The organism is Morganella psychrotolerans, from assembly GCF_965118875.1.
GTDB lineage: Bacteria > Pseudomonadota > Gammaproteobacteria > Enterobacterales > Enterobacteriaceae > Morganella > Morganella psychrotolerans_C.
In genome coordinates this window covers 42,069-57,759 of the sequence record NZ_CBCPJD010000004.1, presented here as the reverse complement: position 1 = coordinate 57,759, position 15,691 = coordinate 42,069, and the positions used below count along the sequence as shown (strand labels likewise).

The following is a 15,691-nucleotide window of genomic DNA, read 5'->3' as shown; positions in this document are numbered from 1 at the left end:
TCAGTTCAGAGTCAGAGGGTAAGTATTGATGGCACCGAAATCATCGATCAACGTCAGTGTATACCGGTTACCGGCCTGTAAACCTGTTGCCCCTGAGAGGGTAAGCTGCGAATAAGGTGCGATCATGCTGCCTTCTTCCGCGAGTGCGCGGCCACCGGCCGTTTCTTTCAGGGCCAGAATATTAATGTAATACGGAGATTCATTTTTCAGGACATACTGCTGCCCGTCACGGAGAAAATTAAGCCGTGTGTGTGCAATATCAGCATTAAGCGTCAGCCCGGACGGACGGTAAAACAGTTTGATGCGTGAACGGATAGCAATCTGCATCATATTTTTATCCGCACTGTTTTCCGGCAATGGCGGAATATCCAGTAAATTCAGATAAAACAGAGATTCCCGATCCGTCGGCAACTGAACCGGCGTCATTTTTACGCGCAGTTGCTGACCATTTTTTCCGTCAATTTTTACCACCGGCGGTGTCAGGATAAAGGGAACATTTGCTGTTTCCGGAGTGGAGTCAGCATTACCATCATCAATCCATGCCTGAACCAGTGCCTGTTGTGTACCGGTATTAAATAATTGAACCGATACTTCTTTACTTCCCTGCGGATAAATAACCCGGGTGGAATTAATAATGACGTTTGCACTGCTGACAAATGTCAAAGTTAATAATAACAATGTAAAAAAACATTTTTTCATAATGGCTGTTTTCAAAGGTCAGACCCCTTAATTAAGAGGTCTGAAAAGCATCAGAAATAAGAGAGGTTGTAAGTCAGCATAGTATTGATTTTACCCGGCTGAGCGGCTTCGCTTCCTACTTTATAATATTGAGCATAAAACTGAACAATACCGTTATCTGCTGCGATTTTAGTATCGTACTGTGTATTTAAATTAACGAGTTGATTACCTTTCTGCGTGACTAATGCAATCCCCACATTTTTAGGGTTACCTTTTTCATCCGTTTCCTGGTTGAGCAGATAATTACCGTTATTCGCAATCATATTGGTTGATGCGAAATTAATGTGCAGTGTTTTACTGTCTTTATCACTTGCGTTACAGTCTGATAATTCAATAGAAAATGCTTTTTTCCCTTCTTCTATCACACCAGGACGGGTAATTTGACCGACGGTAATAGGGTCTAATAATACTGACATGTTTGTATTGCCATTATTAATAGTGCAGGTCGCATCCGTAATAAAACCAGTAAAGTTGATTGAGCCACCTGATGCTGTGGTTGCGGCGAATGCGGTATTCGCAACAAAAATAAAAGAAAGAGATGCGGCAAAAGCGAATTTTTTATTCATTATCCTCTCCGGGAATGGAATATATAATAAATTCCTTTGAAAAAATAATTTTTCTAAGAATTTATTTTTAGTAATAGCTATGTATACCGATTTAAAAAATAAATCAGTCGGGTTTATTTAGTTAGTAGAATTAATAAGAAGAAATTCTCCCGGGGAATATTTCATTGCCCGTAAAGGAGAGATGGGTTCTTATACATCAGAATGGAAAGCGTAACTAAAGCGGGGCTAATTATATAGTCATGAAATGATTAATTGAAGTATTTTTCTGATTTATGGCTTAAAAGGTAATAATTGTCTGTAATATTCATATATGGATGGATAATTTTGGAATTATATTCCAAAGTTTTATGTTAAGACGGGGCTATACGTTGATTGCTGTTAATACTTTTAAATACTTTCTAACTTAATGTTAAATTTAATAATATTTAATATTACTGTTTCTTTATAGTTATTAGCAGTGATAATTAAGAATAATTATCACTACGTTTTTTAAACATATAAAATCAACAACTAAGCGATCTACTGTGTCTGATTATCGGCACTGTGACAGAAAACTTTACTGTTTTTCAATTTTATTTTAAGTCTGTACTTATCACCATCGGAATGGACTGATAGCGAATAATACTATACCCAACGTCATTCAGGATGCAGGAAAGCGGCAAGAGAAGATAGGCGGGGAGCATACACAAGTATGTGACCCGGATAGTCTTACTGACTATCCGGACAGAACCCGCGGGGGTTATCAGCCGATATTTTGCTTATGGAAAGTCAGTCGTTCTTCAAAATAGGCTTTGAGGTGGGCTGCCAGTCCGTGAATTTTTTCATCCAGCTGATGCACCAGAAATTCATCACTGTTCATATTATCCATCCGCTGCATTGCGAGATTATCGACATACATTTTTTCTTCGGGTGTAAGGTTTGTCATGGTTTTTGTCTCTCTGTATCGGAGGTCCGCCGGCAGGCTGGTTCGCCGGAGTATCAGTAATAATGGTATTATAAAGGTATGTTAGCACGATTTTAACGGATAACACGCAGGAGTCATTATGGATGAAAAACAACTTTATCAGTATGCGGTATGGCTGCTGGGACGGCGTGAATATGCCGGTGCTGAACTGTCACGGAAGCTGAAACGAAAAATTTCAGAAAAACAGGAAACATCGCCGACAGATGAAACCGTTCTGCCCCGGGTTATGGTTCGACTGACCGAATCTCAGTATCTGGATGATTCGCGCAGTATTTCACTTTTCTTTCAGGCGGGTGTACGTAAATTACACGGCCCGGTGCGTGTCCGCCAGGAATTACGGCAGAGAGGGTTTGCCGGTGAGCTGATTGACTCGGTTTTTGTCGCGCAGGCAGTGGATTGGTTTGAGCTGGCACAACAGGCAAAAATAAAAAAATTTGGTGAATCCGTTCCGGCGGATTATAAAGAAAAGCAAAAACAGATGCGTTATCTGCTTTACCGTGGATTTACCTCGGATCAGATTTACGAATTATATTGAATGACGTTGGGTATACACGGAAACATAAATCCGGCTGATGTCTGAATTCAATCCGGAAACCGGCGGTAAATAGCCGGTTGTTCAGAAAAAAGACATAATCGGTTGCGTGTCATTACTTATAATAGTGATAAGTGGTATTTTTATGTTCACCCGTAATCGCGGCTATATGCCGGACAGGTATCTTCCCATGAAATCTGTGTCATCTGAAAAACCGTTAACATTATTACAGGTAGTTGCATTAGGAATAGGGGCAATGGTCGGGGCGGGGATCTTTGCTCTGCTGGGACAAACTGCGCTTATCATGCAATCTGCGACATGGCTGGCATTTTCCTGCGGGGGCGTTATTGCCTTGTTCGCCGGATATGCTTATGCCAGGCTGGCCGCCCGTTACCCAACGCAGGGCGGAATTATTGATTTCTTCCGTTTGTCATTACCTTCCGTTCTGACTATCGCACTCTCATTATTGTATCTGGTGACGCTTATCCTGACGATCGCAATGGTCGCGCGGGCGTTCGGTGCATATGCGGTTCAACTTTTTCATCAGGGGAGCGGGCATCCTCTGTTACCGGAGATGTATACGGCCCTTGTTATTATTGCTATCGGGCTGCTCAATATTGTCAGCAGTCATGCGGTTGGTAAAATTGAAGTGCTGCTGGTGGGGATTAAGCTGACTATTATTATAGTTCTGATAATCACGGGGCTGATTACGATGGATGCCAGCAAACTGGAAATACATACTTTTTCCGGTGATGCGCTGTTTTCTGCTGTTGGACTGACTTTTTTTGCCTATGCAGGGTTTGGCATGATGGCGAATGCCTCAGACAAAGTGGCAGAGCCTGAACGGGTGATGCCGAAAGCATTTATGATAGCCATTTTATTTACCATTGTGCTTTATATCAGTTTGTCTCTGGTACTGCTCGGTAATTTGTCCCCGGCTGTTTTAGCCCGCTATGCAGATACGGCTGTGGCACAGGTGGCTTACCCGATTTTCGGGCAGACCGGATTTACCATTGTGGCAATCGGGGCCTTGCTGGCGACAGCTTCGGCAATTAATGCGACCTGTTTTTCTGCATTTAATATCCTCGACAGCATGAGTCGTTCCGGATTACTTCCCCGTACATGGGGGAACGTGGTGTGCGGTCAGGGAACCCGTAGCAATATCCTGATGATCCTGATAACACTGGTATTCTCGCTGATGCTGAATCTCAGTGACCTGGCGAATGTTGCCAGTTTTACCTTTCTTTTATGTTATCTGATGGTTCTGGTGGTTGCATGGCGGTTAAGCCGGATTATCCGTGCCTCAAAAATCATTATTGGCTTAGGTATCATGGTGATCCTGGCCGTATTAACCGGGTTTGTAGTGACATTGTTTAATCAGGGGATTATTGCTGTCGGTATTATTTCCGGTGCACTGATTGTCTGTCTGGCGATTGGCTGTCAGCGGCGGCGGAGTCTGGCGGAGTAACCGGGCTCCTCTGCAAACAATGCAATAAAAAACCCCCGGAACCAGTCCGGGGGTTTGCTTATTTTCCTGATGTCAGCACATGAGTGCTAAAAAAATACAGAGTGAAATTAGTTTGCCGCAGTAGATTTATTGTCTGTTGCTTCGTCTGACAGTATTTTTTGACGGTTACGTTCCAGCTCCAGCGCACCGAAGTGAGAGAGAATACAGAAGATGATGCAGCAGACGATACCGCCTAACAGAAGGTAGAATCCGCCGTGCCAGCCCATACGGTCAACAATGAAACCGAACAGCGTGGTACCCAGGGTAGCACCCAGAATGTAGCTCATGAAACCACGCAGACCAACCGCAGAACCTACCGCAAAGCTTGGTACGATTTCCATGGTCTGAACTGATGCCAGGAACTGAGGGACATAAATCAGGCAACCAACAATGGCGGCGAAGAAGGTGACCATCGCCAGTGACTGACTCTGCCAGTAACCAATCAGACAGAAGAAAATCAGTGTCATACATACGATCGCCAGCGGCATTCTGCGGCCTTTGAACAGTTTGTCTGTCAGCCAGCCTGCCAGCAATGTTGACGGAATCGCTGCCCATTCGAAGAACAGGAATGCGACACCCATCTGATCTTTGGTAAAGTGTTTTTCGGTCAGCAGGTAAATCGGCAGCCAGCTGATGATCCCGAAACGAACCATGTAAACGAAAACATCAACAAAAGAGATATACCAGGCATTTTTGTTTTTCAGTACATACGTACAGAAAATCTGGAATGCGGTCATATTTTCCGGAGACTGCTCTTTCTGAGCGGCGGTTAAAATAACTTTCTCTTCAGGCATCATTTCAGCAAGAGACGGCAGACCTTCCTGTGCAGGCGATCCTTTACCCAGGAACAGAACAACAACCGCAAAAACAACTGCGATAACAGCCGGAACAGCATAGCTTGCAGCCTGCCAGTGCTCTGTGCCGAGGACGGCAAAAGCGGCACCCACGATAGGAGCGACAATACCGCCGCCGACGTTATGGGAGATATTCCAGAACGCCCCGATACGACCACGCTCACGGCGCGGGAACCAGTTTGCAATGGTAATAAAAGAAGGACCGACACCCATACCCTGGAATAAACCGTTCAGTGCAACGAAGCCGACGAATAACCAGAAGGCGCTGCTGAAACCCATACCGAGGTTAACAACGGCGCAGAGAATAAGACCAAAGGCCATAAAGGCTTTCGGGCTGGCTTTATCGGCCAGGGTACTCATAATTCCTTTACTGATGCCGTAAGTGATCAGCATGCAGCTGGTTAATAACCCGATTTGTGTTGTGGTCAGATCCAGGTTTTCTTTCAGATACGGTGTGGAGAGCGTAAAGTTATTACGAACAATATAATAAGCTAAATAGCCAAGAAATACGCTGAGCAGTGCCTGAACACGATAACGTTTGTAGGTTTCAGGTACTTTCTCAGGCGCGATTTTATTTTTTGCCATAGCAGGCTTTAAAAATGACAGCATAATTTCACCTGTAGAAATGTATTTTTAAAATAGGATTACTGTATGTAGTCGTCGTTTTTTTTCTGACAGCGTTATCATGTTCCGCCTGAATAAATATCTCAACATGATGGAATTGAGTCATTTTTGACGCAATATCAAAAACAAATGACATAAACTGACACAAACAGGTTTGTTTGTATGGCTGATGTGTATCATTATGAAATTTAAGAAAAATAATTAATGTATATTGATGAGCAAAAATGAATTAATAGCTTTTATATTGAACTGTAAGGATTTTATACTTATTTTGTCGTTGAGATAATTTATTGCTATTATTACTTCCTGCAATGTTATCGTCTATTTCCGGTGACGCTCTGATTTTTTACATACATTTCCATTCCCTTTTGTTATTTCCCTGAATACCTGCGACGCGGATGCCGGTAAACAAACGGGTAAAATTTGCCCCAAACGGGCTTTTACGACAAACTGAAGAAAATATCATTTTTTTGATGTGAGTCACATCCGGTGAATAAATACAGAAGTCTGCCTATGTCACGAATCCGAATCTGCCGTTTAGCGGCATCTCTTATTACTGTAATGACTGTGCTGGTTCTGAGCCTGTCTGCTGCGGCAAAACAGGATGAACTGGTGATTGCCACCACGCTCTCCCCGGAAGCGACTGCCCATATTATCAGCAGTTGGCAGCAGCAGCCGGGTGCGGTTCGTGTCCGGACAATCAACCGCACCAGTGCGGCACTTGAGCGTTTGCTGGATACACCGGCACTGGAAAATGTCGATCTGGTGGTGACCTCGTCGCCGATGCTGTTACAGCATTTACAGGAGCATGACCGCCTGGCTGAGTTACCGGGACTGCCGGATGTTTCTCTGAGACTGGTTCCGTTGCGCCTGAGAGATAATGTGGCGGCGGTGGCATTTTCCGGTTATGGCGTGCTGGTGAACAAGCGGCGGATGACAGAGAACAATCTGCCGGTGCCCGCATCCTGGGATGCGCTGGCAGACAGCCGTTATCAGGGATTACTGCTGATGAGCAGCCCGTCGCGCTCTGATACTTATCATCTGATGGTTGAATCACTGTTGCAGCAGCGGGGCTGGGATGAGGGCTGGCGTCTGCTGCTGAATATCTCAGGTAATTTAGCCACTATTTCCTCACGCAGTTTCGGGGTGGCAGATAAAATCAAAGCCGGACTGGGTGGCGCGGCACCGATTATTGATAACTATGCCTGGTTGTTGCTGAGTGACCCGGAGCTGGCATTTAATTATTTACCGGACTCCGCAACCTCCCCGACATTTGTGGCGATTATCAGCCACAGCCTGAATAAAGAGAATGCCCGCGCATTTATCCGCTTCCTGCTCAGTGAGCAGGGGCAGTTAGTTCTGGCTGACAGCAATACCGGAAAATACCCTGTCACACCTCTGCCGGCGGATAATCCCAGAGAGCCGGAGCAGCGCCGTTTGCTGAATTCCCCGCAGCCGATGGATGAAAACCTTGTGCTGAAACGCCAGCGCATGGTGCAGCAACTTTTTGATACCGCGATTACATTCCGCTTAACGGAATCAAAAGATGCATGGCGTGCGCTTTATACAGCAGAAGCCCGCGTTAAGCGCCCGCTGCCGCATGTCCGTGCATTACTCACCGCAATGCCGGTTTCCGCACAGGAAAGTGTGGACCCGGTATATTACACGCGTTTTGAAGACAACCGGAAAGCAGAAGAAGAATATATCCGCTGGCAGCGATTTTTTCAGGAGCAGCAGCGTAAAGCCATTGCTGAGCTGGAAAAAGTCAGATGAAACAAAGAATTGCTCACTATATCGGTCGTTTCAGTATCAGCGGAATACTACGCGCTGCCTTTATTGTCGGGACATTGATGACGCTGATCGTCAGTTGTGTCAGTTTCTATGCCTGGCAGGCACAAAACAGGCAGATCCGTTATGCACTGGGGGATTATTTTCCCCGTATTCAGGCTTCGTTTCTGATTGAAGGCCAGCTGAACGGGATAGTGGATGAACTGAACGAGTTCCTGAAAGCTCCGGATACCGTAGCCCGTTTGCAGTTGCGTAACCGGATTACCACACATCTGGCGCAGATTGACACTATTAACCAGAAATTGACCGGGCAGGATCAGTCGCAGATAACCGCCATTGTGAAACAAGGAAAGATATTACTGCAACGCCTTGATAATTCACTTTATACCTTATTTTTGGCACGGGAAAATGTTAATACACTGTCAGCGCGGATAGCCTGGTTACATGATGATTTTAATACAGAGCTGAGTTCGCTCTCACAGGATATCAGCTGGCAACAGGGATCGCTGCTGGATCAGATAGAGCAGGACCCGTCGCGGGCGACCGCGTTGCAGGGCAGCCTGCGTAAAGTTCAGGGAGAGTTACAGCTGATCTACACCCTGGCGCGTCTGGAAGGGCAGATAATGGATGACCTGACCGGGCGGCTGCGTGATGAACAAAACGACAGCAGCAGCACTAACAGCAATCATGACCCGCGCAGTTATGTCCGCTACCTCAACTATCTGAAGTCCGGCGTACAGGCGAATGAAACGGTGCAGGATATGTACCCGAGTACAGTGACATTGCGCCAGACTATTGATGAGCTGCTTGATATCGGCTTGTCTGACAGCAAAATGCCGGGCGTTCTGAACAATTACCGGGCAGCAAGGGCAGAACTGGCGGCAGCAACGACGGAAAAAGATCGCATCCTTGAGCGGTTTCGCACTCAGCTGGATGTCCAGCTTGATAACAGCCACAGTCAGTTGCAGACACTGAATCATCATCTGTCCAATATCATGAGCTACAGCGGAACTATCATTATTATTACGGCGCTGCTGGCATTATTACTGGCGGTACTGTTTAACCACTATTTTATCCGTTCGCGGCTGGTGAAGCGTTTTACCGCACTGAATAAAGCGGTCGCGCGGATTGGACACGGTGATTTGACGGCAGAAATACCGGTCGACGGGCGGGATGAAATTGCCCGCGTCGCCACACTGTTGCGCCAGACTCTTAATCAGATTAACCGGCAAAAAATTCAGCTGGAACAAGAGATTACTGACAGAAAAGGCATTGAGGATAATCTGCGGGCGACTCAAAATGAGCTTATCCAGACTGCCAAACTCGCGGTTGTCGGGCAGACAATGACGACACTGGCACATGAAATCAATCAGCCGCTGAATGCGTTATCGATGCACCTTTATATGGCAAAACGGGCGCTGGCAGCTGACGAAAATAATACAACAGCCGTTAATGCACTGAGTAAATCCACCCAATTGGTCACCCGGATAGACGGGATAATCCGTTCTTTGCGCCAGTTTGCCCGCCGCCGGGATGACGGGGCTCAGCTTCAGCCGATTGATTTACATCAGAGTATTCAGGACGCCTGGGATATTCTGGCATTACAGAATAAGATGCGGGATGTGACATTGCATCAGCCGGACAGGCTGCCGCTGGTGCAGGGGGATGCTATCGGCATCCAGCAGGTTTTGGTCAATCTGCTGGCGAATGCGCTGGATGCCTCACCGGCAGCGGCAGATATCACCATTGATTACACGGAGTCCGGTGATGATATCACCCTCTTTATCAGTGATAACGGCTGCGGCTGGCCTCTGGCTCTGGCTGATTCACTGATGAAACCGTTCACTACCAGTAAAGAAATCGGTCTGGGGATCGGGCTGTCTGTCAGCAGTTCTATTATGCAGCAGTTAGGGGGCGGGCTGCGCATTGCCTCCACGCTGACCCGTAACGGATGTGTGATTCTGAGTTTTAAAAAGGTAACTGAACATGCTTGATGACCATTACGATGTTTTATTAATTGATGATGACACGGATGTCCTGGAAGCGTATTGCCTGCTGTTGGAACAGGCAGGATATCGTGTGTATGCCTGTCATGACCCGCTGGTGGCAAAAAATCTGGTTCACCGCGACTGGTGCGGCATCGTATTGAGTGATGTTTGCATGCCGGGCTGCTCCGGAATGGATTTGATGGCGCTTTTCCTGGAAAAAGATAAATATCTGCCGGTTCTTCTGATCACCGGTCACGGTGATGTGCCGATGGCAGTCGAAGCGGTGAAGCAGGGCGCATGGGATTTTTTACAAAAACCGGTGGACCCGGAACACCTGCTTGATCTGGTGGACAACGCACTGGCTGCGCGTAAACAGCGGGTTATTCAGCGGCGCTGGAGCAGTGAACAACTGACCCTGAATTTTGTCGGACAAAGTGAATGGACTGAGCATGTCCGCCGGCAGCTTCAGGGATTATCAGAAACACATGCAGGCGTCTTTCTGCACGGAGAGCTGGGCAGCGGGCGCACTTACCTTGCCCGCTATCTGCATCAGATAAGTAATAACAAACGCTCACCGCTGGTTATCAAAACACTGTTTAATGATAAAGAGGATATTCCGCTGGATGCCTGGCTGGATGAAGTGGCAGACGGCACATTAGTGATAAAGAACATTGACCTGATGCCACTGAATCAGCAGCGCTGGCTGGTACAGCATATCCGTCAGGAGCAGCGGACATTTCGTCTTGCCGGTATCTCTGATACTCCGCTTATCATGCTGACAAAGCAGCAAAAAATTATTGCAGAGCTCTATTATTGTTTCTCCATGACCCAAATTGCCTGTCTGCCATTGGCACAGCGCAAAGCGGATATTGCACCACTGTTTCATCACTATCTGGATCAGGCCTGTCAGCGGCTGAATCTCCCGTCACCGACGCTTGCGGAACCTCTGATAAAAAAACTGACCCGCCGCCACTGGCCGGGAAATGTCAGTGAACTGGCTAATGCCGCAGAACTGTATGCTGTCGGGATTATGCCTATGGGTGATACAGCTAATCCGTTGCTGCCGTCCGTTGTCCCGACCGCACTGGATCAGCGCGTGGAAAGCTATGAGCGGCAGATTATTACGGAAGCGCTGAATATTCATCAGGGCCGGATTAATGATGTTTCAGAATATCTGCAAATTCCGCGTAAAAAGCTCTATTTACGGATGCGAAAATATGGGCTGGATAAGCATCATTACCGTATATAACATTAATGTTGTTTAATCATTCACATGTGTTTTTTCCGGTTCCTGTTAATAGAAAAAGAAACCGGTTTCTTTATTTGGCCATGGTTTTTTTATTAAATAATTTGAATGATTTATTTAATGCATTTAAAATACTATTTTTATAATATATTATCCATTATCACTATCCAGCTAATTGAGATTAGCTATTTGTGCTACATTTTTGTCTTGTTTTTAACTAAAAGTGCGGTAGTCCTGAAACTATTTGTAATGTTTATCATGCAATAAATGCGTTTTTTGACATATCTTGCTATCAGAGTAGTCCCGGGGCTGTTTAAGTGTTGTAATATGCGTTATCAGGGTGAATAATCTAAAAGATTTTATATCAATAAAGTCAGAGAGTAGTGGTTAATATAATAGGAATATAAAATGAAAAAGACATTATTAGCTGTATTAGTCCCGCTGGTTGCATTAAGCGGCGCTGCAAGCGCGGCAGAAGTTTATAACAAAGACGGCAATAAACTGGACCTGTACGGTAAAGTTGATGTTCGTCATTTATTCAGTAGCAATGACAATAACAGTAATGCCGGCAGCCAGGACGGTGATGACTCCCGTTTCCGTATCGGTATCAAAGGTGAAACTCAAATCACTGATCAGTTAACCGGTTTTGGTCGTTTCGAAAACGAAATTAAAACTAACGGCACTGAAGGCGAAAACGACAATAAAGTTCGTTTAGCTTACGCAGGTCTGAAATTCGCTGAGTTCGGTTCACTGGACTACGGCCGTAACTACGGTGTTATTTATGACACCAACGCATGGACCGATGTTCTGCCAATCTTTGGTAATGATACCATGACGCAGACTGACGTTTACATGACTGGCCGTGCAGCAAACCTGCTGACTTACCGTAATACTGATTTCTTCGGTTACGTTGATGGTCTGAACTTCGCATTACAGTATCAGGGTGCGAATGATGATAACTCTATCGCAAACCGTGGTACTCATGACACATTCAATGATACTTACAGCTACGACAACACCGCAAACGGTGACGGTTTCGGTTTCTCCACAGCGTATGATCTCGGCTGGGGCGTAAGCGTTGGTGGTGCATACTCAAGTTCTGCACGTCCGCAGGGTCAGAAAGATAACCTGGCAAGCGGCGCCTTGGGTGACCGTGCAGAAGCATGGAACGTCGGTGCGAAATTTGATGCTGACAACCTGTACCTGGCAGCAGTTTACGGTGAAACCCGTAACATGACTCACTATGGTAACAATGACAGTGACGAAGCCCGTACTGCAAACAAAACTCAGAACATCGAGTTAGTGGCTCAGTATCAGTTCGACTTCGGTCTGCGTCCGTCCATCGCTTACCTGCAATCTAAAGGTAAGAGCCTGAACAATAGTGGTTTCGGCGATGACCAGGACCTGGTTAAATATGTTGATTTAGGTGCGTACTACTACTTCAACAAAAATATGTCAGCTCTGATCGACTATAAAATTAACCTGTTAGACGAAAACGACTTCACCCGCAGTGCCGGTATCAATACTGACAACGTGGTTGGCTTAGGTTTAGTTTACCAGTTCTGATTTTATTTCAGACCGTATTCAGACAGTAAAAAAGGAGGCGAAAGCCTCCTTTTTTTATATCTTAATAACCTGAAATAACTAATATCGAAAACGTGTTATTTCACGCGGGTATTATATGGTTTTTTTTCAGATGGTAAAAAAGGAGGCGGCTGCCTCCTTTTTTGGCTTATTGCTTGTAATTTGAATCGACACAGACAAATCACCAATAAGAATTCGTTCGAACACCATTATAATAGCTGATGTAGAAATAAAAGATTTAACGTTTCATGTGATTTACCTGTTTTATTTCATTTTTTTTAGTGCGAAAAACTATTTTTTGTCAAAATGTAATATGAAGAAAATAATTGTTTTAATAAATATTTTTGTCTTGTTGTTTTCAAGTGATAAATTAAGCTTTTTAATGAATTGTAAGGTGTTTACGAAAGCCGGTTCGACAGGGGCAGGGGCTGAACAGTACGCGACACCTTGCTTTCCTGCGTGACCGCCCCGCACATCTGAATCGCCTCTTTTACATTGTCTGCAATCTGTGGTGCAGGAGAGCGCTGTTACTTTATTTGTCAGCCCGTCAGCCGGAGCGGGATCATTATATTAAGCGGACATGCATTATCATGATGGCTCCGGCTATTGGCTGTGTACTGTGCCAATGATTGAATGTGGGATCGTTAATGTCGGGGATGTGATTGTTTGACCCTGTAAATAATTTTGCGTCTGATTACCCAAAACGACTGTCACTCTCCATCATTTCATCCCGGAATTGCTGTAAGCGGCAGTTGCGTGATGACATCATCATGTGCGGAATTGCTGTCAGTCATCATTTTTCCTGCCCGTTTTTCTATTTTTTTGTCCGTATAAATGAATAAATCCCGGCAAGTTGCTGTTCATGTAATACCGGGTGAGCCGGAAAACCCACAAATTTCGTGAAAATTGGATCTTAAACGGAAATAAAACAGTTACATTTAGGTGTCATGAAATGATTAGTTTAGTTTCTCATTATAATTGTTACTGATGTCACCTCTCCGAAACAATACAAGTTATCTAATGATAAAGTTAATTGTATTTGATTGAAATTACTGAATATTAATTTTATTGCATAGAATAATCATAATAGTTGTATTTTTATTAATAAATATAATTGATTTTTCCACTTGTGGCCGACTGCTTTTTCATTGGGTATTTATTGTTTAATAACAGCGTGTTAAGTTATATTGTTGATTTTTTTTGTTTATTTCACATATTGACATATTATTCGTTCAATAATCAATCAATATAACGTATTGATTTTGTTGTTTTTTATAAATTAAACCTTATTGTATTATTGAGTTAATTTATTAATGTATTTTTAATTAATTGAAATTAAAGAAATTAATTTTGTATAAATTATGTTACTTTCTTTTTTAAGGGTATATGAAGTATTTTTGTGTTTTATTTTGTTACACTCATGAGTTTGTGGAGTTATATTTAACAAAATGACTTTTATTCATTGTGTTTAATCTTAATTTATTATCATAATATGAGTTTTAAAGAATATCCAGCTGCCATTCGCTATTTTGAGTGAAATGGCGATTAATGTAACCCATTGATTTTTAAGTGTATAGATTTTGTCATTAAGGAAGTAACAATTACAAAAAAAGACATTTATCAAAATCTGATTAATTGACAGTTAACAGAGTCAAATCGATAATAATTGCCATCAGGACATGAGCGACATTAAATATAAACGTTAGATTACCGGATAAATAAACAAAAAATTATCTCAGGTGAAAATGTTGCCTGAATAATATTAATTATTTTTTCAAGTAATATATGAAAATGGTTTATTAATGGTTTAGGTTCATGTTTATACATGATACACACATTAGTGCATTAAATTTATCAGCCCCTATTGAATAATAGCATTATTAAACGATGTTATTTACGGGCAAAACTCACTTTAAGGATTAATTATGAAACTCAATAATATCTTACTGGCATCATCTGTTGTGACTGCACTGTCTTTATCTTCATTTGCTAATGCAGGTCCGTTAAGTGATACCGCAAATATTAAATTCAGCGGTTCTTTTCAGGATGAAACTTGTACTATTGAAGTCGATGGATATGATGCAGAAAAAGCAACAGCGAATGTCTTATTAGGTAGTCACAAAGGTTCCGATATGAAAGATGTTTCTTCTGTAACGCCGGCGGTTAAGTTTTCTATGAATTTTGCAGCATGTGGTGGTATTTCTGTTGCACAGGTGAAATTTGTCGGCGGACAAAGCACTGCAGGTATTTTCGATGTGGCAGATAAAAATAAATCTGTCGTTGGTATCGGATTAAGTAAAACTGCAGATAGTGTTGATTATTTCCAGACGGGTTCTGTTGTTGACCGTGTAGATATTAAAGACGGTTCAGCGATGAAGGATTATTTTGCCCGTTTCGTAAAACTCTCTGATGCAGAGATTGAAGACGGTAATACCAGTGCAACTGTTCAGGTTGATGTGACCTACGGCTGATATACCCTTATTCATTCAAACTACAGGTTCGTTGGCGGAACTATGCCTGCCTGAATCTTGAATGACGTTGGGTATACACCACATAAGATGAGGGGGCTAATCACCGTTAGCCTCATCCTTTCTCTCATAAGGCGAAGATAATGCGTAAATTATTTCCTGTTTTACTGACGGCTATGTTCTCATTTATTTCAGTGTCATCTCATGCAGGCGTAACACTGAGCGGTACCCGTATGGTATATGACGGCAAACAAAAAGAATCTTCCGTCACAGTGAATAACCCGGATAAAACACCTTATCTGATTCAGTCATGGATTACGGATGCCGGTAAAGAGCAGGCAGCTCCGGAGTTTGTTATCACGCCGCCGTTATTTCGCCTCGATGGTGAGAAAAAAAATGCATTACGGGTTGTGCTGACGAAAGACACATTAGCGCAGGACCGCGAAACACTGTATTGGTTAAATGTAAAAGCCATTCCGGCATCTGATCCCAATGCCAAAGATTCATTATTAATTTCAATTAACAGCCGGATTAAACTGTTTTACCGTCCTGCGGGATTAAAGGATTCAGATGCAGAAAGTGCCTATAAAGAGGTTACATTTTCTGTTCAGGGTAATCAGTTAACCGCAAAAAATCCGACACCTTTTTATATTAATCTGGCAGAGCTGAAAATCGGAAATAAAGAGATTGAAGACGCAGGTGTTATTGCCCCTTTCAGTACTGAAAACTGGACGTTATCCGGTCATGCAAAATCAGGCGCAGTAACCTGGAAAGCGATTAATGATTTCGGCGGAAAAACTGAATCAAAAAGTGTGACACTATAAATACAGTA

General features: G+C 43.7%; 12 protein-coding genes. 8 read left to right on the top strand and 4 right to left on the bottom strand.

Translation table 11 applies throughout. The annotated features are described in order from the left end of the window. From ACMHKJ_RS05680 to ACMHKJ_RS05670, 3 genes are all read right to left on the bottom strand, one after another. Complete coding sequence (locus ACMHKJ_RS05680; RefSeq protein ID WP_413492524.1) at window positions 1-714, bottom strand: fimbrial biogenesis chaperone; 714 nt, start codon at window positions 712-714, stop codon at window positions 1-3. 35 nt (window positions 715-749) lie between these two features. After that, window positions 750-1,304, bottom strand: a complete 555-nt coding sequence (locus tag ACMHKJ_RS05675) for a fimbrial protein (protein WP_413492523.1) — start codon at window positions 1,302-1,304, stop codon at window positions 750-752. A gap of 742 nt (window positions 1,305-2,046) precedes the next feature. Beyond that, entirely contained in the window at window positions 2,047-2,229 is a 183-nt protein-coding gene (locus ACMHKJ_RS05670) for a hypothetical protein (RefSeq protein WP_067366504.1), read from the bottom strand. A 118-nt stretch (window positions 2,230-2,347) separates the two neighbouring features. Here ACMHKJ_RS05670 and ACMHKJ_RS05665 point away from each other — a divergent pair, with 118 nt between their 5' ends. Both ACMHKJ_RS05665 and ACMHKJ_RS05660 read left to right on the top strand, forming a co-directional pair. Next, window positions 2,348-2,803, top strand: coding sequence for a regulatory protein RecX (locus tag ACMHKJ_RS05665; protein ID WP_413492521.1), 456 nt, complete (start codon window positions 2,348-2,350; stop codon window positions 2,801-2,803). Between the two features lie 187 nt (window positions 2,804-2,990). After that, window positions 2,991-4,268 carry an APC family permease gene (locus tag ACMHKJ_RS05660; protein ID WP_413492520.1) on the top strand — a complete coding sequence of 426 codons (1,278 nt, stop codon included), beginning with the start codon at window positions 2,991-2,993 and terminating at the stop codon, window positions 4,266-4,268. A gap of 107 nt (window positions 4,269-4,375) precedes the next feature. Here ACMHKJ_RS05660 and pgtP read toward each other — a convergent pair whose 3' ends face one another. Continuing rightward, window positions 4,376-5,770: a phosphoglycerate transporter PgtP gene (gene pgtP, locus ACMHKJ_RS05655; RefSeq protein WP_413492519.1), complete on the bottom strand. Its 1,395-nt coding sequence runs from the start codon at window positions 5,768-5,770 to the stop codon at window positions 4,376-4,378. Window positions 5,771-6,298: 528 nt separating this feature from the next. On the opposite strand from pgtP, the gene ACMHKJ_RS05650 reads away from it, so the two are divergent. The 6 genes from ACMHKJ_RS05650 (at window position 6,299) to ACMHKJ_RS05625 (ending at window position 15,683) form a co-directional block, all read left to right on the top strand. After that, window positions 6,299-7,558 carry an ABC transporter substrate-binding protein gene (locus ACMHKJ_RS05650; RefSeq protein ID WP_413492517.1) on the top strand — a complete coding sequence of 420 codons (1,260 nt, stop codon included), beginning with the start codon at window positions 6,299-6,301 and terminating at the stop codon, window positions 7,556-7,558. Continuing rightward, on the top strand, window positions 7,555-9,567 hold the full coding sequence (pgtB, locus tag ACMHKJ_RS05645) for a two-component system sensor histidine kinase PgtB (RefSeq protein WP_413492516.1): 2,013 nt from the start codon (window positions 7,555-7,557) through the stop codon (window positions 9,565-9,567). The genes ACMHKJ_RS05650 and pgtB overlap by 4 nt, the downstream gene beginning before the upstream one ends. Beyond that, window positions 9,560-10,810, top strand: a complete 1,251-nt coding sequence (gene pgtA, locus ACMHKJ_RS05640) for a two-component system response regulator PgtA (RefSeq protein ID WP_413492515.1) — start codon at window positions 9,560-9,562, stop codon at window positions 10,808-10,810. Before pgtB ends, pgtA begins: the two co-directional genes overlap by 8 nt. A 405-nt stretch (window positions 10,811-11,215) precedes the next feature. Beyond that, window positions 11,216-12,373: a porin gene (locus ACMHKJ_RS05635; protein WP_413492514.1), complete on the top strand. Its 1,158-nt coding sequence runs from the start codon at window positions 11,216-11,218 to the stop codon at window positions 12,371-12,373. A gap of 1,943 nt (window positions 12,374-14,316) precedes the next feature. Beyond that, window positions 14,317-14,862 carry a fimbrial protein gene (locus tag ACMHKJ_RS05630; protein WP_413492513.1) on the top strand — a complete coding sequence of 182 codons (546 nt, stop codon included), beginning with the start codon at window positions 14,317-14,319 and terminating at the stop codon, window positions 14,860-14,862. Window positions 14,863-15,002: 140 nt separating this feature from the next. Further along, entirely contained in the window at window positions 15,003-15,683 is a 681-nt protein-coding gene (locus ACMHKJ_RS05625; protein ID WP_413492512.1) for a fimbrial biogenesis chaperone, read from the top strand. Window positions 15,684-15,691 lie beyond the last annotated feature (8 nt).

Coding starts and splice junctions, on each gene's coding strand:
- ACMHKJ_RS05625 (WP_413492512.1), top strand. CDS start 15,003: ATGCGTAAATTATTTCCTGTTTTACTGACGGCTATGTTCTCATTTATT.
- ACMHKJ_RS05665 (WP_413492521.1), top strand. CDS start 2,348: ATGGATGAAAAACAACTTTATCAGTATGCGGTATGGCTGCTGGGACGG.
- ACMHKJ_RS05635 (WP_413492514.1), top strand. CDS start 11,216: ATGAAAAAGACATTATTAGCTGTATTAGTCCCGCTGGTTGCATTAAGC.
- ACMHKJ_RS05630 (WP_413492513.1), top strand. CDS start 14,317: ATGAAACTCAATAATATCTTACTGGCATCATCTGTTGTGACTGCACTG.
- pgtB (WP_413492516.1), top strand. CDS start 7,555: ATGAAACAAAGAATTGCTCACTATATCGGTCGTTTCAGTATCAGCGGA.
- ACMHKJ_RS05670 (WP_067366504.1), bottom strand. CDS start 2,229: ATGACAAACCTTACACCCGAAGAAAAAATGTATGTCGATAATCTCGCA.
- ACMHKJ_RS05660 (WP_413492520.1), top strand. CDS start 2,991: ATGAAATCTGTGTCATCTGAAAAACCGTTAACATTATTACAGGTAGTT.
- pgtA (WP_413492515.1), top strand. CDS start 9,560: ATGCTTGATGACCATTACGATGTTTTATTAATTGATGATGACACGGAT.
- ACMHKJ_RS05650 (WP_413492517.1), top strand. CDS start 6,299: ATGTCACGAATCCGAATCTGCCGTTTAGCGGCATCTCTTATTACTGTA.
- pgtP (WP_413492519.1), bottom strand. CDS start 5,770: ATGCTGTCATTTTTAAAGCCTGCTATGGCAAAAAATAAAATCGCGCCT.
- ACMHKJ_RS05675 (WP_413492523.1), bottom strand. CDS start 1,304: ATGAATAAAAAATTCGCTTTTGCCGCATCTCTTTCTTTTATTTTTGTT.